This window comes from Bradyrhizobium sp. LTSP857 (assembly GCF_000938285.1).
In the GTDB taxonomy this organism is placed as follows: Bacteria; Pseudomonadota; Alphaproteobacteria; order Rhizobiales; family Xanthobacteraceae; genus Bradyrhizobium.
Genome location: NZ_JYMS01000042.1, coordinates 1 through 20,828 on the forward strand (window position 1 = coordinate 1; position 20,828 = coordinate 20,828).

The 20,828-nt window shown below is 63.5% G+C and carries 18 protein-coding genes; 10 read left to right on the forward strand and 8 right to left on the reverse strand.

Annotation, left to right across the window (positions count from 1 at the left end):
- The coding region (locus tag UP06_RS26550) for a methyl-accepting chemotaxis protein (protein ID WP_045006637.1) at positions 1 to 2,006 on the reverse strand (2,006 nt) is incomplete at its 3' end.
- A gap of 240 nt (positions 2,007 to 2,246) precedes the next feature.
- On the opposite strand from UP06_RS26550, the gene UP06_RS26555 reads away from it, so the two are divergent.
- The 5 genes from UP06_RS26555 to UP06_RS26575 all read left to right on the forward strand — a co-directional run bounded on the left by UP06_RS26555 (position 2,247) and on the right by UP06_RS26575 (position 8,697).
- A complete protein-coding gene (locus UP06_RS26555) occupies positions 2,247 to 2,732 on the forward strand; it encodes a (2Fe-2S)-binding protein (protein WP_045006638.1) in 486 nt (161 codons plus the stop codon).
- 85 nt (positions 2,733 to 2,817) lie between these two features.
- Complete coding sequence (locus UP06_RS26560) at positions 2,818 to 5,160, forward strand: xanthine dehydrogenase family protein molybdopterin-binding subunit (RefSeq protein WP_045006639.1); 2,343 nt, start codon at positions 2,818 to 2,820, stop codon at positions 5,158 to 5,160.
- A gap of 14 nt (positions 5,161 to 5,174) precedes the next feature.
- Positions 5,175 to 5,975: an FAD binding domain-containing protein gene (locus UP06_RS26565; RefSeq protein WP_045006640.1), complete on the forward strand. Its 801-nt coding sequence runs from the start codon at positions 5,175 to 5,177 to the stop codon at positions 5,973 to 5,975.
- 195 nt (positions 5,976 to 6,170) lie between these two features.
- Positions 6,171 to 7,280, forward strand: a complete 1,110-nt coding sequence (locus UP06_RS26570) for a CaiB/BaiF CoA transferase family protein (RefSeq protein WP_045006655.1) — start codon at positions 6,171 to 6,173, stop codon at positions 7,278 to 7,280.
- A gap of 97 nt (positions 7,281 to 7,377) precedes the next feature.
- Complete coding sequence (locus UP06_RS26575) at positions 7,378 to 8,697, forward strand: MFS transporter (RefSeq protein WP_082081620.1); 1,320 nt, start codon at positions 7,378 to 7,380, stop codon at positions 8,695 to 8,697.
- A gap of 60 nt (positions 8,698 to 8,757) precedes the next feature.
- On the opposite strand, the gene hppD is transcribed toward UP06_RS26575, so the two are convergent.
- The gene (hppD, locus tag UP06_RS26580; protein WP_045006641.1) at positions 8,758 to 9,876 is read right to left on the reverse strand and encodes a 4-hydroxyphenylpyruvate dioxygenase; all 1,119 of its coding nucleotides are present in this window, start codon (positions 9,874 to 9,876) and stop codon (positions 8,758 to 8,760) included.
- 121 nt (positions 9,877 to 9,997) lie between these two features.
- On the opposite strand from hppD, the gene UP06_RS26585 reads away from it, so the two are divergent.
- Together UP06_RS26585 and UP06_RS26590 are read left to right on the forward strand one after the other, a co-directional pair.
- Positions 9,998 to 10,477, forward strand: coding sequence for an Lrp/AsnC family transcriptional regulator (locus UP06_RS26585; protein WP_045006642.1), 480 nt, complete (start codon positions 9,998 to 10,000; stop codon positions 10,475 to 10,477).
- A gap of 74 nt (positions 10,478 to 10,551) precedes the next feature.
- Positions 10,552 to 10,863 (forward strand): DUF1272 domain-containing protein, encoded by a 312-nt coding sequence (locus tag UP06_RS26590; RefSeq protein WP_045006643.1) that lies wholly within the window; start codon positions 10,552 to 10,554, stop codon positions 10,861 to 10,863.
- 117 nt (positions 10,864 to 10,980) lie between these two features.
- Here UP06_RS26590 and fahA read toward each other — a convergent pair whose 3' ends face one another.
- From fahA to UP06_RS26615, 5 genes are all read right to left on the reverse strand, one after another.
- Positions 10,981 to 12,255 (reverse strand): fumarylacetoacetase, encoded by a 1,275-nt coding sequence (gene fahA / locus UP06_RS26595; protein WP_045006644.1) that lies wholly within the window; start codon positions 12,253 to 12,255, stop codon positions 10,981 to 10,983.
- 179 nt (positions 12,256 to 12,434) lie between these two features.
- Positions 12,435 to 13,781 (reverse strand): homogentisate 1,2-dioxygenase, encoded by a 1,347-nt coding sequence (gene hmgA, locus UP06_RS26600; RefSeq protein ID WP_045006645.1) that lies wholly within the window; start codon positions 13,779 to 13,781, stop codon positions 12,435 to 12,437.
- Positions 13,782 to 13,783: 2 nt separating this feature from the next.
- Positions 13,784 to 14,740 carry an MBL fold metallo-hydrolase gene (locus UP06_RS26605; RefSeq protein ID WP_045006646.1) on the reverse strand — a complete coding sequence of 319 codons (957 nt, stop codon included), beginning with the start codon at positions 14,738 to 14,740 and terminating at the stop codon, positions 13,784 to 13,786.
- Positions 14,741 to 14,763: 23 nt separating this feature from the next.
- Positions 14,764 to 14,976 carry a DUF2783 domain-containing protein gene (locus UP06_RS26610; protein ID WP_045006657.1) on the reverse strand — a complete coding sequence of 71 codons (213 nt, stop codon included), beginning with the start codon at positions 14,974 to 14,976 and terminating at the stop codon, positions 14,764 to 14,766.
- A gap of 11 nt (positions 14,977 to 14,987) precedes the next feature.
- Entirely contained in the window at positions 14,988 to 16,601 is a 1,614-nt protein-coding gene (locus UP06_RS26615) for an FAD-dependent oxidoreductase (RefSeq protein ID WP_045006647.1), read from the reverse strand.
- A gap of 110 nt (positions 16,602 to 16,711) precedes the next feature.
- Between UP06_RS26615 and UP06_RS26620 the strand changes: the two genes are divergently transcribed.
- The gene (locus UP06_RS26620; protein WP_045006648.1) at positions 16,712 to 17,254 is read left to right on the forward strand and encodes a MarR family winged helix-turn-helix transcriptional regulator; all 543 of its coding nucleotides are present in this window, start codon (positions 16,712 to 16,714) and stop codon (positions 17,252 to 17,254) included.
- A 9-nt stretch (positions 17,255 to 17,263) separates the two neighbouring features.
- Here the strand turns inward: UP06_RS26620 and UP06_RS26625 are convergent, their stop codons facing one another.
- Positions 17,264 to 18,070, reverse strand: coding sequence for an N-acyl homoserine lactonase family protein (locus UP06_RS26625; RefSeq protein WP_045006649.1), 807 nt, complete (start codon positions 18,068 to 18,070; stop codon positions 17,264 to 17,266).
- 368 nt (positions 18,071 to 18,438) lie between these two features.
- On the opposite strand from UP06_RS26625, the gene UP06_RS26630 reads away from it, so the two are divergent.
- Together UP06_RS26630 and UP06_RS26635 are read left to right on the forward strand one after the other, a co-directional pair.
- Positions 18,439 to 19,977: a caspase family protein gene (locus UP06_RS26630; RefSeq protein WP_045006650.1), complete on the forward strand. Its 1,539-nt coding sequence runs from the start codon at positions 18,439 to 18,441 to the stop codon at positions 19,975 to 19,977.
- A gap of 141 nt (positions 19,978 to 20,118) precedes the next feature.
- Positions 20,119 to 20,790 carry an OmpA family protein gene (locus UP06_RS26635; protein ID WP_045006651.1) on the forward strand — a complete coding sequence of 224 codons (672 nt, stop codon included), beginning with the start codon at positions 20,119 to 20,121 and terminating at the stop codon, positions 20,788 to 20,790.
- The last annotated feature ends 38 nt before the right edge of the window (positions 20,791 to 20,828 follow it).

The following is a 20,828-nucleotide window of genomic DNA, read 5'->3' on the forward strand; positions in this document are numbered from 1 at the left end:
AGCTCGGCGCGGAGGCGGGTGCTTTCGGACGACAGTGTTTTCGCCGAGTTCAGCACCTCTTCCGAGGCCGAGCCGGTCTCGGCGGCGCCGCGGTTGACCTGGCCGATGTCGGTGGCGGCGGTCTGGGTGCCTTGCGCGACGGTCTGAACGCTGCGTGCAATCTCCTGGGTCGCGGCGCCCTGCTGCTCCACGGCGCTCGCGATCGACGTCGAGATCGAAGATATCTGGCCGATGGTCGCGCCAATCTCCTTGATCGCGGCAACCGACTCCGCAGTCGCACCCTGCATGCCCGTGATGTGCGACGAAATCTCATCAGTCGCCTTCGCGGTCTGGCTCGCCAGCGACTTCACTTCGCTCGCAACCACCGCAAAGCCGCGGCCGGCTTCACCGGCGCGCGCCGCTTCGATGGTCGCGTTCAGCGCGAGAAGGTTGGTCTGCTCGGCGATCGCCGTGATCAGTTTGACGACTTCGCCGATCTGCTGCGCGGCATGCGAGAGTTTCCCGATCCGGCCATCGGTTTCCTTCGCCTGCACAACGGCGGCTTCCGCAATGCGGCTGGAGTCGCGGACCTGACGGCCGATCTCCTCGACGGAAGCCGAGAGCTCCTCGGTGGCGGTCGCGACCGACTGCATGTTGCTCGAGGCCTGTTCGGAGACGCCGGCGACCTGGCTCGACAGGGTCTGCGTGGTCTCGGCGGTACGGGTCAGCGTTGAGGCTGACGATTCGAGCTGCACGGCGGAGGCCGAAACGTTGGACACGATGGCGCCGACCGCGCTCTCGAAATCATCGGCAAAACGGATCAGCTCGGAGCGACGCGCCGTGGCCAGTTCCTTGTTTTGGGCTTCGCTGGCCGCGGCATCGCGCTCGGCCTTGGCCACTGCCTGCACCTTGAACTCTTCGACCGCGCCGGCCATCTCGCCGATCTCGTCCTTGCGGCCCAGGCCCGGCAGCACGACGTCGAAATTGCCGGAGGCAAGCTCCCGCATCGCCTTGCACATCGCAATCATCGGACGCGAGATGCCGGTGCCGAGCAGGAAGGCAAGGACGGCACCGAGCAGCGTGCCGCCGACGGCGAGCATCAACACCAATTCCTCGGTCTTCCCGATGGTCGCTTCGGACTCCGAATCCAGCCGCTGCTGTTCGGCGACGAGATCCGCCTTCATGGCAGAGGCGCCCCGAAGAATCGCGCCTGCCGAGCCGCTCATCTCTGTGACGAGATCGTCGACCATCTTGGCGTTGGCGATCAGCTTTTCCAGCGCTTCGCGATAGGCGACGAGGATCGTCTTGGCGTCCTTCAGGCCGGCGACGATCTTTTCGTCCATGGAATAGACTGCGCTGAGCGAATTCTCGACGAATTTCAGCCGGGCCAGCGCACTGGTCGCGATCGCCTGGTCGGATGTCAGCACGAAATTGGTCGCCGCCGCGCTTGCGGTCTGGAACTGCGCGTTGACCTGCTTGGTGCCGAACTCGATCGACTGTGCCTCGGCATCGGAGGCATTGTTGCCGATGTCATCGAGCTTGTACTTCAGCAGATTGGCTTGGCGCGAGAGCTGGTTCTGCACCAGCAGCGTGCTGTCACGCTTGGCCTGGAGGACCTTGGCGAAGGTCGCGGAGAAATTCGCAAACTCCTTGGCGAGCTTGTCGAGGCTGTCCTGCCGCGCCGGTGTCTTGGCGCTCTTGAGGGCCAGGTCGATGGCACTCTTCAGGTTGGCCTCAGTGTCCAGCGCGGCCTTGGCGTCATCTTCCTTGCCGGTGACGACGAAATATTTGACGGCCGAACGATAGGCGAGCAGTTCGCGGTCGATATTGCGGGCGAGATCGGCTTCCGAGACGCTGGTGCGGTAGGATCCGACGCCGGATGAGACCCGCTCGAAGCCGAAATAGGCGAAAGCCATGCTGCCGGCGGAGATCACCAGCACGGCGGCGAAGCCGAGGATGATCTTGGCGCGGAACCTGAGGGTCGGAAATATGCTGCGCTTCGACGGCGACGCGGTACGCCCGGACATTCCAACCCCCATTTACTATTCAGCCGTCGTCCGGAAGCGCCCCGCCTCCAGACCCCGAAAGCGCAAAACTAGGGCAGAATGAATAAAGGGCGGTAAATTCGTCACGCCCGCGCAATCCTGGGCTTTGTCGGCCAAAGGCCGACTGGACAGGACCTGGGCGACCAAAATCCTAGTTGCCAAGCCCGGGGGCAGCGGTCTCTAATTAGAAACAATCAAAATCAATCCCGGGAGGTATGTTCCGTGTCTACAGTCAAACTGACGGTGAACGGCAAGGCCGTTGCCGTCGACGTCGAGGACCGCACGCTGCTGGTCCAGCTCCTGCGCGACCACCTCAACCTCACCGGAACCCATGTCGGCTGCGACACCAGCCAGTGCGGCGCCTGCGTCGTGCATATGGACGGCAAGGCGGTGAAATCCTGCACCATGCTGGTGGGACAGGCCGACGGCGCCACTATCACCACCATCGAAGGCATCGCCAAGGGCGACGAGCTGCACCCGATGCAGGCCGCCTTCCGCGACAATCACGGCCTCCAGTGCGGCTATTGCACGCCGGGCATGATCATGTCGGCGATCGACATCGTGCACCGCCATGGTGGCGAGCTCGACGAGCCGACCGTCCGCCACGAGCTTGAAGGCAACATCTGCCGCTGCACCGGCTACCACAACATCGTCAAAGCCGTGCTCGATGCAGCCGGACGCATGAAGGTCTCGCAGGCGGCCGAGTAAAGCGGCGCGCCTCGAAAGAAGAACCAACACTGCGGCTTTCGATGGAAAGCGCAGGACAACAATCTCCGGTCGGGAGGACCAGACTATGGGTGTTGAAGGCATCGGCGCGCGCGTCGTGCGCAAGGAAGACAAGCGTTTCATTACCGGCAAGGGCCGCTACGTCGACGACATCAAATTGCTGGGTATGACCCATGCCCATTTCATCAGAAGCCCGCACGCGCACGCCAAGGTGAAGGGGATCGACTCCTCCGCTGCATTGAAAATGCCGGGTGTGGTCGCAGTTCTTACCGGACAGCAGATCGTCGACGACAAGGTCGGCAACCTCATCTGCGGCTGGGCCATCACCTCCAAGGACGGCAGCCCGATGAAGATGGGCGCATGGCCGGCGATGGCGCCGGAGACGGTGCGCTTCGTCGGACAGGCCGTCGCGGTCGTGATCGCCGAGACGAAGAATTTGGCGCGCGACGCGGCCGAAGCCGTGGTCGTCGATTATGAAGAGCTGCCGGCGGTTGCCGACGTTCACACCGCGATCAAGGCCGGCGCACCGCAGCTTCATCCCGAGGCCCCCGGCAACCAGGTCTATGACTGGGTGATCGGCGACGAGGGCGCGACGGATACCGCCTTCGCCAAGGCCGCCAATGTCGTGAAACTCGACGTCACCAACAACCGGCTCGCGCCCAACGCGATGGAGCCGCGCGCGGCGATCGCCGATTACGATGAGGCGGAGGAGCATTTCACGCTCTATACGACCTCGCAGAACCCGCACGTTGCCCGCCTGGTGCTGTCGGCGTTCTACAACATCGCCCCCGAGCACAAGCTGCGCGTGATCGCGCCCGACGTCGGCGGCGGTTTTGGCTCGAAAATCTTCATCTATCCGGAGGAGATGGTCGCGCTATGGGCATCGAAGAAGGTCGGCCGTCCGGTGAAATGGACCGGCGATCGCACCGAGGCCTTCCTCACCGACGCGCATGGCCGTGACCATGTCACCCAGGCCGAGATGGCGTTCGACGCCAACAACAAGATCATCGGGTTGAAGGTGAAGACCTACGCCAATTTCGGCGCCTACATGTCGCTGTTCTCGTCGTCAGTGCCGACCTATCTCTACGCGACGCTGCTGTCTGGCCAGTACAACATCCCGGCGATCCATGCCGAGGTGATCGGGGTCTATACCAACACCACGCCGGTCGATGCCTATCGCGGCGCGGGCCGGCCTGAGGCAAGCTATCTGATCGAACGGCTGATGGAGACGGCGGCGCGGCAGTTGAAGGTGGATCCGGCAGCACTGCGCCGGACCAATTTCATCACCCAGTTCCCGCACCAGACGCCCGTGATCATGGCCTATGACACCGGCGACTTTAATGCCTCGCTCGACGCCGCAATGAAGGCGATCGACTATGCCGGCTTTGCCGGACGCAAGGCGAAGGCCAAAGCCGACGGCAAGCTGCGCGGCATCGGCGTGTCCTGCTACATCGAAGCCTGCGGCATCGCGCCGTCAAAGGCGGTCGGCAGTCTCGGTGCCGGCGTCGGCTTGTGGGAATCAGCCGAGGTCCGCGTCAACCCGGTCGGCACCATCGAGATCCTCACGGGCTCGCACAGCCACGGCCAGGGTCACGAGACCACGTTCTGCCAGCTCGTGTCGGAGCGCCTCGGCATTCCCATCAGCCAAGTCTCGATCGTCCATGGCGACACCGACAAGGTGCAGTTCGGCATGGGCACCTACGGCTCGCGCTCCGCGGCCGTCGGTCTCACCGCGATCCTGAAGGCGATGGAGAAGATGGAGGCAAAGGCCAAGAAGATTGCAGCGCATGCGCTGGAAGCTTCCGAGGCCGACATCGTCATCGAGAACGGCGAGTTCAAGGTCACCGGCACCGACAAGGCGATCGCGCTGCCGATGGTCGCGCTCGCGGCCTACACCGCCCACAATCTGCCTGACGGGATGGAGCCGGGCCTGAAGGAAAGCGCCTTCTACGACCCGACCAACTTCACCTTCCCGGCCGGCTCCTATATCTGCGAACTCGAGGTCGATGCCGGCACCGGCAAGACCTCCTTCGTCAACTTCGTCGCAGCCGACGATTTCGGCCGGCTGATCAACCCGATGATCGTCGAAGGCCAGGTCCATGGCGGCCTCGCCCAGGGCATCGGCCAGGCGCTGCTCGAACATGCGATCTACGATGCCAACGGCCAGCCGGTCACGGCCTCGTTCATGGATTACTCCATGCCGCGCGCCGACGATCTACCGTCGTTCAACCTCTCCCACACCACGACGCTGTGCCCGGGCAATCCGCTCGGCATCAAGGGTTGCGGTGAGGCCGGCGCAATCGGCGCCTCTGCGGCCGTGATCAACGCGATCACGGATGCGATCGGCAAGAACAATCTTGAAATGCCCGCAACCCCGGATCGGGTGTGGCGCACGATCCACGCGGCCTGAGAGGAGCAGAAAGAATGTACCAGACCATTTATCATCGCGCTTCTTCGGTCGACGAGGCCGCCAGCCTGTTTGCCAAGGGGACCGAGGCGAAATTCCTGGCCGGCGGCCAGACGCTGCTGCCAGTCATGAAGCAGCGCCTCGCCGCCCCCTCGGATGTGATCGACCTCGGCAAGATCAAGGAGCTGCAGGGCGTCGAGCTGTCAGGCGACGTGCTGACCATCAAGGCCGGCACGACCTATTTCGACATCATGCAGAATGCCGACGTGAAGAAGGCAATCCCCGCGATTGCCTATCTCACCTCGGTGCTCGGCGACCCCGCGGTGCGCTATCGCGGTACGATCGGCGGCTCGATCGCCAACAACGATCCGGCCGCTGATTATCCGGCCGCGCTGCTGGCGCTCGGCGCCACCGTGAAGACCAACAAGCGGTCGATTTCGGCGGAGGATTTCTTCAAGGGCCTGTTCACGACCGCTCTCGAAGACGGCGAGATCATCACGGCGGTGTCGTTCCCTGTTCCGGCAAAGGCAGGCTACGCAAAAATGCGGCACCCGGCCTCGCGCTTCGCGCTCACCGCTGTCTTCGTCGCCCAGACGAAATCGGGCGAGATTCGCGTCGCCGCCACCGGCGCCTCGCAAAGCGGCGTGATGCGGGTCGCCCCGATCGAGGCCGCGCTGAAGGCGAACTGGTCGCCGTCGGCAATCGACAGCGTGAGCATTTCGGCGAGCAATCTGCTGGCCGATATCCACGGCACAGCGGAGTATCGCGCCAACCTCATCAAGGTGATGGCACAGCGCGCAGTGGCTGCCGCGGGCTGATAGCGCCTCAACACAAATCTTCCGCGGCGCGCAGCAATGCGCGCCGCTTTTATTTTGGCCATGCGGCATGAAAACCGCTTGCCTCGCTGGCTTGAAGGCGAGAAAAGTTAATCAGCCAATTAACTCGCCCCACAGAGGAACGTCCCGGGCTTGCCGGACCATCGGCATCCGCCCGCGACCCGAGGAAACAACAACGTGCTCGATAAACCAGCCCCCACCACCTCCGTCCGCACCTCCGGCCCGCTGTCAGGCTTCCGCATCGTCGAATTCGCCGGCATCGGACCCGGCCCGTTCGCCTGCATGATGCTGGCCGACATGGGCGCCGACGTCGTCACGCTCGACCGGGTCGGCGCGAAGAAGAGCATGAAGTCGGTGGCAGGCCGCGGCCGCAAGGTGATCGAGCTCGACCTCAAGGACAAGGCAGCGATTGCCAAGGTGCTCGACCTGCTTGCGAACGCCGACGCGCTGGTCGAAGGCTTTCGCCCCGGCGTGATGGAGCGGCTCGGGCTCGGCCCCGATGCCGTGCTCGCGCGCAACCCGAAGCTCGTCTACGGCCGCATGACCGGCTGGGGCCAGGAAGGTCCGCTCGCCAACGCCGCAGGCCACGACATCAATTACATCTCCATCACCGGTGCGCTCGCCGCGATCGGCACCAAGGAAGCGCCGGTGCCGCCGCTCAACCTCGTCGGCGATTTCGGCGGCGGCGCGCTCTATCTCGTCGTCGGCGTGCTCGCGGCGCTGCTGGAAGCATCAAAGTCCGGCAAGGGTCAGGTGGTCGACGCCGCGATGTGCGACGGCGCGGCATCACTGATGTCGTTCTTCTTCGACATGACCACGCTCGGCCGCTGGACCGAAGGCCGGAACCAGAATTTCCTCGACGGCGGCGCGCATTTCTACGGCGTCTACGAATGCGCCTGCGGCCATTTCGTCTCGATCGGCTCGATCGAGCCGCAGTTCTACGCCCTGCTGCGCGAGCACGCGGGCCTGACCGATATCGATTTCGACGCGCAGATGGACCGCAAGGCCTGGCCCGCGCTCAAGCAGAAGCTGCAAGCCGTCTTCAAGAGCAAGACGCGCGAAGACTGGTGCAAGATCATGGAAGGCTCCGACATCTGCTTCGCACCGGTGCTGACCATGTCGGAAGCGACCGAGCATCCGCACATGCTCGCGCGCAATGTGTTCGTCGAGCGCCATGGCGTGAAGCAGCCGGGGCCTGCACCAAGGTTTTCACGCACGCCGTCGGCGGTTCGCGAGCCGGAGGGAGCGGAGATCGGAGCCGTGACGAGCGCGTGGAAGGCCCGCTGACAACCCGGCCATGCGGGGAAATCCGGTCTGAGGTTCTTGCAAGCGGTGCACTCTTGCGTCAGTTGTCGTGTCACACGAGTGACACAAGGTGCTACCGATGAGCCAGACCGATCGACCGCGTCCTTCTCAAGCCATGCGCGTCGGCGCGGCCATTCTCGGGAACGCGCTGGAATTCTACGATTTCACGGTCTACGCGGCCTTCGCCACCTGGCTCGCCAAGGCGTTCTTTCCGACAGACAATCCGAACACCAGCCTGTTGCTCGCGGTGGCGACCTTCGGCGTCGGCTTCGTGGCGCGGCCACTCGGCGGCGTTCTCATTGGGGCCTATGCCGATCGGTTCGGCCGCAGGCCGGCCATGACCCTGACGATCTGGATGATGGCGCTGGGCAGCGGCATGATCGGCTTGCTGCCGACCTATGATCAAATCGGTACGCTTGCGCCCGTGCTGCTGGTGCTCGCGCGGCTGTTGCAGGGCTTTTCGGCCGGCGGCGAAATGGGGCCGGCCACGACCTATCTGCTGGAGAGCGCGCCGGCGCACCGGAAAGGCTTTTTCGGCAGCTGGCAGCTCGCCAGCCAGAACATGGGCAGCCTTTTTTCGGGCCTCGTCGGCCTTCTGCTGGCGCTCCTGATCACCCCCGGCGCCACCGATAGCTGGGGCTGGAGGGTACCGTTCCTGCTTGGGATCCTGATCGCGCCGGTTGGCTATTTCATCCGGCGTAACCTTGATGAGACCCTGGATACCGAGGAAGCCCATGACAGCATCGGCGGCGTCCTCTCCGATATCCTGGCGAACCATTGGTCGAAAGTTCTGCTCTGTATCCTGCTGATCTCGGGCGGGACCATCACGCAGTACTTCTTTCTCTACACGACCACCTACGCAATCAACACGCTGCATTACAGCCAGAGCTGGTCGATGGCGACCAGCTTCGCCACCTTCATCAGCGGAACGATCTTCGCACTGGTCGGAGGCGCGCTGGCGGACAGATACGGCTTGAAAACGGTTGCCATCGTCCCGCGCATCATCGTGACGCTGCTGCTTTATCCCGCGCTGCTCCTGGTCGTGTCGTCGGGGTCGCCGCTGGTGCTGGTGATCACATCGGCGACGTTGATCGCGTTTCACGCGATGGCCTCCGGTGCCGGCATCATCCTGATCCCGATGATCTTCCCGGCCATCGTTCGCACCGCAGGATTGTCCATCGCCTATGCGCTGGGCGTGACCATCTTCGGCGGCACCGCGCAGCTCGTGTTCACATGGATCATCGGGGCGACCGGCGATAAGCTGTCGTGGATCTGGTATGTCATCATCATGAGCATCATCAGCCTGCTCGCCACGTTGGCGATCCGCATCCCCGAGGAGCTCAATCGCAAGCAAGAGACCTCGTCTTCGGGCACGGCCTTGGCCGGGGCATCGAGTTAACAGCGACAAGACGGGGCCACGTCAGATCTGTCTGACGTGGCCGTGTGTCTGAAACAGCAATTAGGCCGCGTTCCCCACCTTCAGCACCCCGCGCCGGATCTGATCCTCCTCGATCGATTCAAACAGCGCCTTGAAATTGCCCTCGCCAAAGCCGTCATCGCCCTTGCGCTGGATGAACTCGAAGAAGATCGGGCCGATCGCATTGGCGGAGAATATCTGGAGCAGCACCTTGGTCTGACCACCGTCGACCACACCTTCGCCGTCGATCAGGATGCCGTTGACCTTGAGCCGCGCGACGTCCTCGCCGTGCTTGGGCAGGCGCGCATCGATCCGCTCGAAATAGGTCTCGGGCGGCGCCGGCATGAACGGAAGACCAGCCTCGCGCAGGCCTTCGATGGTCTGGTGGATGTCGCGGCAGCCGCAGGCGATGTGCTGGATACCTTCGCCGCGATAGATATTCAGATATTCCTCGATCTGGCCGGAATCGCCGGCGTCCTCGTTGATCGGGATCCGGATCTTGCCGTCCGGGCTGGTCAGCGCGCGCGAGAACAGGCCTGAGGCGCGACCCTCGATGTCGAAGAAACGGATCTGGCGGAAGTTGAACAGCTTTTTGTAGAAGCCGGTCCAGACGTCCATGCGGCCGCGATGGACGTTGTGGGTGAGGTGATCGAGATAGAACAGGCCGGCACCATTGGGCCGCGGATCGCGCGCGCCCAGCCATTCGAACTCGGCCTCATAGGCCGAGCCCTTGGCGCCATAACGATCGACGAAATAGAGCAGGCTGCCGCCGATGCCCTTGATAGCGGGCACGTCGAGCGTCTTCTGCGCGGATGACACGTCCGCCGGTTCGGCGCCGAGCGCTATCGCGCGCTCATAGGCCGCCTTGGCATCGACAACGCGGAACGCCATCGCCGGCGCGCAGGGGCCATGCGCGGCAACGAAGTCGAAACCGTGAGTGCCGGGCTCCTCGTTGACGAGATAATTGATGTCGCCCTGGCGATAGACCGTAATCTTTTTCGCTTTGTGGCGCGCGACGGGCGCATAGCCCATCAGCTTGAACAGCGCGTGCAGCTGGTCCGGATCGGGGTGCGCATATTCGACGAACTCGAACCCGTCAGTACCCATCGGGTTGTCAGCGGTGATGGTGGCCGGCGGCGCGTCGTGCGGAAACGGACCCATGGTGCTCTCCCAAATTGATGCTGCCTTGAACTATCCTTCATCGGGCGCGCAAGGAGCGTGCAAACGGGACGTTATTTCGCTATCCTATGCACGATCTGTGCATAAGTTGGACGAATGACGCATGATTTCGGTAGACGCGTTTGACCTCAAGATTCTGGGTGCGCTCCAGGACGACGGCCGCCTCACCAACCAGGAGCTGGCTGATCTCGCGGGGCTGTCAGCCTCGCAATGCTCGCGGCGGCGGATGCGGCTGGAGGAGGAGAAGGTGATATCAGGCTATCACGCCGATCTCTCCAGCGAGGCGCTCGGCTTCGGCGTGATCGCCTTCATCCAGGTCGGGCTCGCGACCCACTCGCCGGACAATTCCAAGCGCTTCCGCACGCTGGTCAACCGCATCGACGAGATCCAGGAGGCCTACTCGCTCACCGGCGATGCCGACTATGTGCTGAAGGCCGTGCTGCGCGACCTGAAGGGCCTCTCCAACCTCGTCAACGATGTGCTGATGCCGCACCAGAGCGTGGCGCATGTACGCTCCTCGATCGTGCTCGACCGGCTGAAGGAAAGCTCGCGGCTGCCGCTGAAAGAGCTCAAGCCTGGCTGAAATTGAGGGAACTACGGCATTCTCGCTTCACGTGTCGTCTGCGATGATCCCAGCCAATCTGCGGAGATTCAGCCATGGCCCTCCAGCTTCGACCGAACTGCGAATATTGCGACCGCGACCTGCCGCCGAACGCGACGGACGCGCGGATCTGCTCCTATGAATGCACGTTCTGTACGGACTGCGTCGAGACAAAACTGTCCAACGTCTGCCCGAACTGCGGCGGCGGATTCGCGCCGCGTCCGATAAGGCCAACTCATGAATGGCGGCCAGGCCTGTGCACGACCAAGCAGGCACCGTCCGACAAGCGAATGCATTTGAAATACAGCGCGGAGGACGTCGCGGCGCATTGCGCAGGGATACGCGACGTGCCGCCGGAGAGGCGGTGACTTCGTAGGGTGGGCAAAGCGAAGCGTGCCCACCATGCTGCTCCGATCGCGGGGAGGAATGGTAGGCACGGCGCTAATGCGCCTTTGCCCACCCTACGAGAGCGCGTATGCAGCGACCTACTCCGCCGCCAGAATCGTCCCCTCGACCTCGCCGAAGCCGACGCGGTAGCCGTTGCCCTGGCACCAGCCGCGCATGACGAGACTGTCGCCGTCTTCCAGGAACGTACGCTTGACGCCGCCGGGCAGTTCGACCGGCTCGGTGCCGTTCCAACTGATCTCGAGCAAGCTGCCGCGCTGGTTTTTCTCCGGACCGGAGATGGTGCCGCTCCCCAGGAGATCGCCGACATTCATCGCGCAGCCGCTGGAGGCGTGGTGCATCAGTTGCTGCACCGAGGACCAGTACATGTATTTGAAATTGGTGCGGCTGATGCTCGCAGGCGCATTCGCGCCGCCGGGGCGCAAGGCGACATCGAGCTCGACGCTGTAGTTCTGCGGCTTGTCTTGCTTGAGATAATCCAGCGGCGCCGGCTCCTGCTCCGGCCCCTTCAGCCGGAACGGCTCCAGCGCCTCGCGCGTCACCACCCACGGGCTGATCGAGGTCGCAAACGCCTTGGCGAGGAACGGGCCGAGCGGCACGTATTCCCATTGCTGGATGTCGCGCGCGCTCCAGTCGTTGAGCAGCACGAAACCGAAGATCATCTCCTCGGCCTGTTGTTCGGTGAGCATGCCGCCCATGGCTGAGGGCTGGCCGACCACGACGCCCATCTCCAGCTCGAAATCGAGCCGCTTGCACGCGGCAAAGCTTGGCACCTCGACAGAGGGCGGCTTCAACTGCCCGCGCGGCCGCTTCACCTTGGTGCCGGACACCACTACGGTCGACGCGCGGCCATTATAGCCGATCGGCATGTAGAGCCAGTTCGGCTGGAGCGCATTGTCCTTGCCGCGGAACATCACGCCGACATTGGTGGCGTGCTCCTTGGACGAATAGAAGTCGGTATAGCCGGAGACCGCGAACGGCAGATGCAATCTTGCATCGCGCATCGGCACCAGCGCCTGCTGGCGTAGCTCTTCGTTATCGCGCAGCTCCGGATGATCGTGACGCAACAGCTCGCTGATCCGCGCCCGGGTCTTCGTCCAGACTTTTGGTCCGAGCGCCATGAAGGGGTTGAGTGATGGCGACGAGAACACGCCGAGCGGGCCAACATCGAGCCGGGAGTCCTGCTCCAGCTCCCAGAGATCAAGCACGTAATTGCCGATCGCCACGCCAACGCGGGGCGTCGGATTCGCCGCAGTCGAGAACACGCCATAGGGCAGGTTCTGGATCGGGAAGTCGGAGGCGGGATCGATTTCGATGAAGGAGCGGAGGCTGGGGTCGTTGGGGTGGGTTGTCACTTTTTCGCTCGGTCCTTTTTTCCTTCTCCCCTTGTGGGAGAAGGTGGCGCGAAGCGCCGGATGAGGGGTTCTATCCGCGAGTCCGAATGAGAGAGGTTTACTCGCGGAGACAGACCCCTCACCCGTCTCGCCGCAGCGCGGCGAGCCACCCTCTCCCACAAGGGGAGAGGGGAAGAACGTCACGGCCGGTTCGGATCGAACCTCTTTTCCAGGCCCGTCCAGCAATCCGCGTAATTGTCCTGAAGCGTCGCCGCCGTCGCGGCGTGTGCGGTGACGCGTTGCGGGTAGCGGGTCTCGAACATGAAGGCCATGGTGCCCGTCAGCTTCACCGGCTTCAGCTCGCCATTGCTGGCATGCTCGAAGGCATCGCGATCGGGGCCGTGCGGCAGCATGCAGTTATGGAGCGAGATCCCGCCGGGCACAAAACCCTGCGGCTTGGCGTCGTAGACACCGTAGATCAGGCCCATGAACTCGCTCATGATGTTCATATGATACCAGGGCGGACGGAAGGTGTTGTCGGCCACCAACCAGCGCTCGGGGAAGATCACGAAGTCGATGTTCGCGGTGCCCGCTGTCTCCGACGGCGAAGTCAACACCGTGAAGATCGAGGGATCGGGATGGTCGAAGCCGATCGCGCCTACGGGGGAGAACGTGCGCAGATCATATTTGTACGGCGCGTAATTGCCGTGCCAGGCGACGACGTCGATCGGCGAATGGGCGAGCTGCGTCTTGAACAGCGAGCCACCCCATTTCACGTAGAGCTCGGTCGGCGTGTCCTTGTCCTCGTAGCAAGCAACCGGCGTGAGGAAGTCGCGCGCGTTGGCCAGGCAGTTGGCGCCGATCGGCCCGCGCTCCGGCAGCGTGAAGGCGCCGCCGTAGTTTTCGCAGAGATAGCCGCGCGCCGGTCCGTTCGGAATCTCGACGCGGAATTTGACGCCGCGCGGGATCACCACGATCTCCGCGGGCTCGGCGTCGATGCGACCGAACTCGGTCACGAAGCGCAAATTGCCTTGCTGGAGCACGAACATCATCTCGCCATCAGCATTGTAGAAATGCTGATCCACCATCGATTTGGTGATGAGATAAACATGCGCGGCCATGCCGGCCTGGGTGTTGACGTCGCCGGCGGTCGTCATGGTCTGCACGCCCCCGAGGAAGGTCATGTCCTCCTTCGGGATTGGCGCCGGGTCCCAGCGCAGTTGCGCGATCGGCAAATCGTTCTCGTGGCACGGCGCCGAGCGCCACAGGCCGGCATCGGCCTTCTCGAAGCGGCCGGAGTGCTTCACCGACGGACGGATGCGATAGAGCCAGGAGCGCTCATTCGTGCCGCGCGGCGCTGTGAAGGGCGAGCCGGAGAGCTGTTCGGCATAGAGACCATAGGCGCAGCGCTGCGGCGAGTTGCGCCCGATCGGCAGCGCGCCCGGCAAAGCTTCGGTCTCAAAGCTATTGCCGAAGCCGGACATGTAGCCCGGCGTGACCTGGGCCGAGCTGCGGATGATCTGATCAGGCGAGGTATTGATGTTCATGACTATCCTCCTCCTTGCAAAGCCGCCCACATTTCCTGGTCGCGCTTGTCGGTCCAGATCACGGGGTCGTCGATCCCCGAGGCCTCGTCAAAGGCGCGCGACACATTGAACGGCAGGCAGTGCTCGTAGATGGCGAAGCTGTGGAATTTCGGATCCATCACCTCGCGCGTCGCGGCCATCGATTCCTTCAGCGTGCGTCCCTTGGCGACCGAGACTTCGGCTGCGCCATAGAGCGAGGTGACGAAGTCACGCGTCATCGCGATGGCTTCGCGCACCGTGGCGGTCCCCTTCAATGCGTCACCCCGGCCCGGCGCGATTGCCTTGGGATTGAAGTTGCGGATCTCGTTGAGCGTCAGCGGCCATTCGCGCAAGTGGGCGTCGCCGCAATAGCAGGCCGAGTGATATTCGATGAGGTCGCCGGAGAACATGACTTCGGCATCCGGCACCCAGGCGACGATATCGCCGGAGGTGTGGCCGGCGCCCAACTGCATCAGGCGCACCTCGCGCTTGCCCAGATAGATCGACATCTCGCCTTCGAAGGTCAGCGTCGGCCAGGTCAGGCCGGGAATACTCTGCGCATCCTGGAACAGGCGCGGAAAGCGGCCATATTCGGAATCCCAATCCTGCTGGCCACGCTCCTCGATCAGACGATAGGTCTCCTGCGAGGCCACGATGCCCTGCGCCTTGTAGGCGGAGGCACCTAACACGCGCACTGCGTGATAATGCGACAGCACGACATATTTGATCGGCTTGTCGGTGACGGTGCGGACGCGCTCGATCACCTTGTTGGCCATCGCCGGCGTCGACTGCGCGTCGAACACGAGGCAGCCGTCGTCGCCGACGATGATCGCCGTGTTCGGATCGCCCTCGGCGGTGAAGGCATAGAGATCGGTGCCGATCTCGGAGAAGGTGATCTTCTTCTCGGAGAGGTCGCCGGTGGATGCGAAGTTCTTCGCCATCAGTTCGTCCTTAGGTCACGGGGTTATTGTTGTTGCTGGCCGTCGATCATGCGCCGCTTCGCGAGCACGATCGCTTCCCGCAGCACGTCGATGTCGCCGATATGGTTGGCGAGGATCAAAACCAGCGCCGCGTCGAAATCGGCGCTCTGTTCGTCCGTGAGACCACGATGCGCCTCGACAATGGCGCGAAAGGCGTCATCGGGCCGCGCGAAATTCGAACTCGTGGAAAGCGGCATATATGTCACCTTCAATTCAAGCCTTGAGCGCGCGATAATGCTGTCGCGATCGCCGCATGCGTCGGATGACGGAAGCGAGCTGCGATATAACCATCGGGCCTGAGCAGATAGGCCGAGCCCGGCTCGGCATCGTAGCGCTTTGCGGCAAGGCCCGCGGGATCACGCAGGCCGCCCTCGCCGCCGATGCGGATATCTCTGACGCCATCGGGCGTTTCAACCGCCTCGCCATTGCCGAACGAAAGCAATGTAAAATCCGTTCCGTCCTTGCGGAAGGCGTCCGTGAGATAGGCACTCTCGCCTACGCGCGTCGCTGTCGGCGCATCCAGCATGGAGCATCCGGGCCGTGGCCCAGATCGCCACGCATCGGCATCGGGTGACGACAGCGGCGTGTCGTAGCTGCAAGGCACCGAAAGCCGACCGCCATTGACCATGCGCTTGCCGAACTCGGTTTCCTTGGCGAGCGACAGCACCGCCTTGCGCAGTCGCGCCTCCTGATGCGAGTTCGGCGCCATGAAATCGGTCGAGCGGGTGGATTCGCGGATATTCTCGTCGGCGGCCGTGCTGCGCTCGACATGGTAGCTCTCGAGCAGTCCCGCAGGCGATTTGCCGCGCAGCACGCGATCGAGTTTCCAGGACAGGTTCTCCGCGTCCTCCAGACCCGAGTTCGCGCCGCGCGCGCCAAAAGGCGAGACCTGATGGGCGGAATCGCCGGCAAAAATCACACGGCCATGGATGAAGCGATCCATCCGCCGGCACTGGAATTTGTAGAGTGAGATCCACTCGAACTCGAACTTGTCGTGGCCGAGCATGCGCGCGATCCGCGGCCGCACATTCTCAGGCTTCTTCTCGACAATTGGATCGGCGTAACGGTTGAGCTGAAGGTCGATGCGCCAGGTGTCGTCGGGCTGGCGGTGCAGCAGCGCCGAACGCCCGGCATGGAACGGCGGATCGAACCAGAACCAGCGCTCGGTCGGGAATTCCGCGGTCATCTTGACGTCGGCGATCAAAAACTGGTCCTCGAACACCTGGCCGGCAAAGTCGGCCCCGACCATCTGCCGCAGCGAGGAGCGCGCGCCGTCGCAGGCAACGACGTATTGCGCGTGCAGGCGATAGGCGCCCTCGGGCGTTTCGATGGTCAGCGCGACCGAGTCATTGCGACTCTCCAGTGCCGTCACCTTGTTGCTCCAACGCAGGTCGACCTCCGACAATTCGCTGATGCGATCGACCAGATAGGCCTCCGCGTAATATTGCTGGAGGTTGATGAAGGCCGGCCGCTTGTGGCCGTCCTCGGGAAGCAGATTGAATTGATAGAGCTGCGACTCGCCATGAAAGATGCGGCCGACGCTCCACACCACGCCCTTCTCAACCATACGGTCGCCAACGCCGAGCCGGTCCCAATATTCCAGCGAGCGTTTTGAGAAGCAGATCGCGCGCGAGCCCTCGCCAATGCGGTCGGCGTCATCCAGAAGGACGACGCGCTGGCCGCGCTGGGCGAGATCGATCGCCAGCGACAGCCCGACCGGGCCCGCGCCAACCACCACCACGGGATGCCCGGCCGGATTTTGGCCGGGACGATCCTGATCGGGATGGCGGCGATAGCCGAACTGGGATTTGGCCTGCGCCATGCGCTAACCTCGGCTCTGGTCAGGAGGGGACTGATCTGCTAGATAGTCTCACGTGCAACTATTTTGGACCGGGGCTGGCCGGCCGTCAACTGGAATTCGGAGAGCTCTTCTTGGCGAGGACATCCAGCGACATCGCGCTGAAGACACGCGAAGCCGGCGAGGCGACACCGCGGCCGAAGTCGCGGCTCGATTTGTTCAAGTTCGTGCCGTTCCGCCTCAACCGGCTCGCGGCGGAAGTGAGTTCCGCGCTTGCGGTCGAGTATCAGGAGCGTCACGGCCTCGACATTCCGGCCTGGCGCGTGATTGCGACACTCGGCTTCCGCAACGATGCCTGTAGCGCGCAATACGTCGCGCAATGCACCCGCACCCACAAATCGACCATCAGCCGCGCGGTGACCACGCTGTTGCAAGAGGGCCTGATCGAGCGCGTCGAGAACGAAGCCGACCGCCGCGAATTCCGCCTGCAACTGACGAAGAAGGGCCGCACGCTGTATGAAGAACTATTCCCGCAGTTGCTGCGGCGGGAAGACGAGATCCTCGCCTGCCTCTCCGCGCAGGAGCGCAAGCAATTGTCGGCACTGCTCGGCAAGATCGAGCAAAGCCTCGACCTGATCCAGACCAGCGAAGAGGCCGACGCCAAGCAGGCGTATTAGCCTCCGCCGTCACTTTGCAAACGACCTCGACGGCGGCAGGTGCAGCGCCCAGGCATCGACCTTGTCGCTGGCACGCGGATAGATCTCTGTGACGATCGGATCGTGGCCGGGAATGAACCGATCGGGATGACCGGCGAGGCGCTCGATCGTCTCCCAACCCTGCGCCATGTCGCCGACATTGTAGACGATCGGGAACGGGCTCCTACGCTGGAGATTGGCGTAGAAATGCGCGGCGTCGGACGCCAGCACCACCGATCCGCGCGCGGTCTCGACCTTGACCACCTGCAAGCCGTCGGAGTGACCACCGACGCGATGCACGGTGACGCCGGGCGCAACCTCGCCATCGCCTGAATAGAAGGTGACGCGCTCACCATAGACATGGCGCACCATCTGCGTGACGTGCTCGACCGAGAAGGGATGTCGCAGCAGTCCGTTGCACATGCAGCGCCCGGTCGCGTAAGCCATCTCGCGGTCCTGGAGATGGAAGCGCGCGTTGGGGAAGCGATCGAGATTGCCGGCGTGGTCGTAATGCAGATGCGTCACGATAATGTCGCGAATGCTCGACGCCGTGACGCCAAAGCGCTCCAGCGCATCGACCGGATTGAGCGTCAGCTTGCGCGCCCGCAAGCTCGCCTCCTCGGCATTGAAACCGGTATCGACGAGGATCTCGCGGCCACCGCCGCGGATGAGCCAGACGAAATAGTCAAGATCCTGCGCCGCACTGTCATGCGGGTCGGGCGCCAGGAAGTTCATGCTGGGGGTGCGCGGCGACATCGTCGCATAACGGAGCGCGTAGATTTCGTAGGCGTTTCCCATGGTTTTTGCTTTTTCTGAGTGGATCTTAAGGAACGATCCCGCGCACCAAGCCATCGTCGGCCGCAAAGGTCAAACACCGCAGGTGGCGACGGACGCCGGCCCACAATGTGAGACCAATCACATCTTCGTCGCGAGTGCCGTCCTAACATGGCCGCCGGAACCCCGGACTTAATGTGTCGAGTAGAACCGTGACAGCCGAATTATTCCCCTCGCAGCGTCCCCGCGCGTCGCGATCAATTGTCGCGATAGTGCCGAATCTCCAAGCGGTTGACGCCAACTCTCCCCGGTTTGATAATGCACATTGCGTAAGTTAAGGTCGCCGCGGCGCAAGCTGGAAACGGCGCCTTTTTGGCTGGACCGCGCTCATTATGAAAATTCGCTTCCTTTTTCTTCTGCCTTTGCTTGTCTCGCTTGTCCCGACCGCGCCATCCTTGGCGGCCGGCGACCGCTTTGCGCTGGTCATCGGCAACGCCAAATACCCGGACGCGGACGCCCCGCTGAAGGAACCGCTCAACGACGCGCGCGATATCGCCGACGAGCTCAAGCGCGACGGCTTTTCCGTGGAGATCGGCGAAAACCTGACCGGCGACGGCATGCGCCGCGCCTTCGACAAGCTCTACGGCAAGATCAAGCCGGGCTCGGTGGCGCTGCTGTTCTACAGCGGGTTCGGCATCCAGTCCGCGCGCCAGAGCTTCATGATCCCGGTCGATGCCCAGATCTGGACCGAATCCGACGTCCGCCGCGACGGCTTCAGCATCGAAACCATCCTTGGCGAGCTCAATACCCGCGGCGCCGGCGTCAAGATCGCGCTGATCGACGCTAGCAGGCGCAACCCATTCGAGCGCCGGTTCCGCAGCTTCTCCGCCGGTCTGACGCCGGTCATTGCGCCGAACGGCACGCTGGTGATGTATTCGGCAGCGCTGGCCTCGGTGGTATCGGACGTCGGCGGCGACCACAGCCTGTTCGTCCAGGAGCTGCTCAAGGAAATCCGCGTCCCCGACCTGATGGCGGAGGAGACGCTGAACCGCACCAAGATGGGCGTCACCCGAGCCTCGCGCGGCGAGCAGGTGCCGTGGATCTCCTCTTCGCTCGCCGAGGATTTCTCGTTCATTCCGGGCGCCACAGGATCGCGTCCAACGGCGACGACGCCACCGCCCGCGCCCCCCGCACCACCGCCGCCGGTCGCAAACAATCCACCACCGGTTCCGCCCGCGCCGCCGGCGCCCGTAGCCGCGAACAATCCGCCGGCGCCGCCCGCGCCGCCGTCACCACCACCCCCATCGCCGAAGCCGCAGGTCGAGGCCGCTCTGCCCCCGCCTCCACCTCCGCCGCCACCACTACCGCCGATCAAACCGGCTGATACGGCGACCGCGCCGACCACTGATTCTGGCCCGAGCCAGGCCATGCTGGCCGACGACCCCACCATCAAGAGCCTGACCGCCAAGATCGCCGCCAATCCGGACGACGTGAATGCGCTGTACCGGCGCGGTCAGGTTTATGCCAGCAAGGGGGCTTTTGGCCTCGCCATCAAGGATTTTGACGACACGCTGCGGATCAATTCGAAGGACGTCGAGGCCCTGAACAACCGCTGTTGGACCCGCACCGTGGTCGGCGACCTCCAGGGTGCGCTGAAGGATTGCAACGAGGCGCTGCGGCTGCGGCCGAATTTCGTCGATGCACTGGACAGCCGGGGACTGGTCAACTTGAAATCCGGGGCAGCCAAGAACGCCATCGCCGATTTCGACGCAGCGCTGAAGATCAACCCGCGCCTGACCTCCTCGCTCTATGGGCGGGGAATCGCCAAGCAGCGTAACGGCTCGGCCCAGGAAGGAGCGCTCGACATCGCCAATGCCAAGGCGATGGACCCGAATATCGTTCAGGAATTCGCAAGTTACGGAGTGCGTTGATATTTTTTTGATTTGAGGCGGGAGGCGCCTCGAACCCCCGGCGTCCCCGCCAAGACTAATCGAACGGATGCCGCAAGCGGCCTTGCCGGGGGCCTATTGCATGATTTGGAACCGCGCGGGCTGCGCAGGGAGGGACTGGCAATGAGATTGGCTGCAAAAGGACTTACCGCAATCCTGTCCATCATCACCATCGGCGCAGCGCTGTCGCTGCCGGTCTCGCCCGCGTTCGCTGGCGACGACGGCAATAGCAAGAACGTCACCGAGGACGAGATCGTCCGCGCCCTGGCGCCGCAGCCCAAGAAACCCTTGACCCGCGGCCTCTCGGTCGGCCCGCAGACCAGTCCGGCGCCGAGCGCCGAGGAGACCAAGCTGCTCCAGGCCGTCCGCGGCCGGTCCACGCGTTCGCTCTCGTCGACCGAGCGTGAAGAGATCGCCTCAGCCGCCAAGGACAAGCCTAATATCGATCTCGAGATCACTTTCGACTACAACTCGGCCGATATCAGCACCAAGTCGCTGCCCTCGGTTCAGGCGCTCGGCCGCGCACTGACCAGCCCCGACCTGAAGGGCTCGACCTTCGTGGTCGCCGGCCACACCGATGCCGCCGGCGGCGAGGGCTACAACCAGGAACTGTCGGAGCGCCGCGCCGATTCGATCAAGCGCTACCTCGTCGACAAGTACAGCATCGCCGCGAGCGACCTCGTCACCGTCGGCTATGGCAAGAGCAAGCTGAAGGACCCGAGCCAGCCGATGGCGGAGGTGAACCGCCGTGTCCAGGTCGTCAATATGGAAAACAAGACCACCGCATCGAAGTGACCACGACGTAATCCGTTGAAGTGACAAGTCGTGATGTG

Coding starts and splice junctions, on each gene's coding strand:
- UP06_RS26560 (WP_045006639.1), top strand. CDS start 2,818: ATGGGTGTTGAAGGCATCGGCGCGCGCGTCGTGCGCAAGGAAGACAAG.
- UP06_RS26565 (WP_045006640.1), top strand. CDS start 5,175: ATGTACCAGACCATTTATCATCGCGCTTCTTCGGTCGACGAGGCCGCC.
- UP06_RS26575 (WP_082081620.1), top strand. CDS start 7,378: ATGAGCCAGACCGATCGACCGCGTCCTTCTCAAGCCATGCGCGTCGGC.
- hppD (WP_045006641.1), bottom strand. CDS start 9,876: ATGGGTCCGTTTCCGCACGACGCGCCGCCGGCCACCATCACCGCTGAC.
- UP06_RS26585 (WP_045006642.1), top strand. CDS start 9,998: ATGATTTCGGTAGACGCGTTTGACCTCAAGATTCTGGGTGCGCTCCAG.
- UP06_RS26590 (WP_045006643.1), top strand. CDS start 10,552: ATGGCCCTCCAGCTTCGACCGAACTGCGAATATTGCGACCGCGACCTG.
- hmgA (WP_045006645.1), bottom strand. CDS start 13,781: ATGAACATCAATACCTCGCCTGATCAGATCATCCGCAGCTCGGCCCAG.
- UP06_RS26605 (WP_045006646.1), bottom strand. CDS start 14,740: ATGGCGAAGAACTTCGCATCCACCGGCGACCTCTCCGAGAAGAAGATC.
- UP06_RS26610 (WP_045006657.1), bottom strand. CDS start 14,976: ATGCCGCTTTCCACGAGTTCGAATTTCGCGCGGCCCGATGACGCCTTT.
- UP06_RS26615 (WP_045006647.1), bottom strand. CDS start 16,601: ATGGCGCAGGCCAAATCCCAGTTCGGCTATCGCCGCCATCCCGATCAG.
- UP06_RS26625 (WP_045006649.1), bottom strand. CDS start 18,070: ATGGGAAACGCCTACGAAATCTACGCGCTCCGTTATGCGACGATGTCG.
- UP06_RS26630 (WP_045006650.1), top strand. CDS start 18,439: ATGAAAATTCGCTTCCTTTTTCTTCTGCCTTTGCTTGTCTCGCTTGTC.
- UP06_RS26635 (WP_045006651.1), top strand. CDS start 20,119: ATGAGATTGGCTGCAAAAGGACTTACCGCAATCCTGTCCATCATCACC.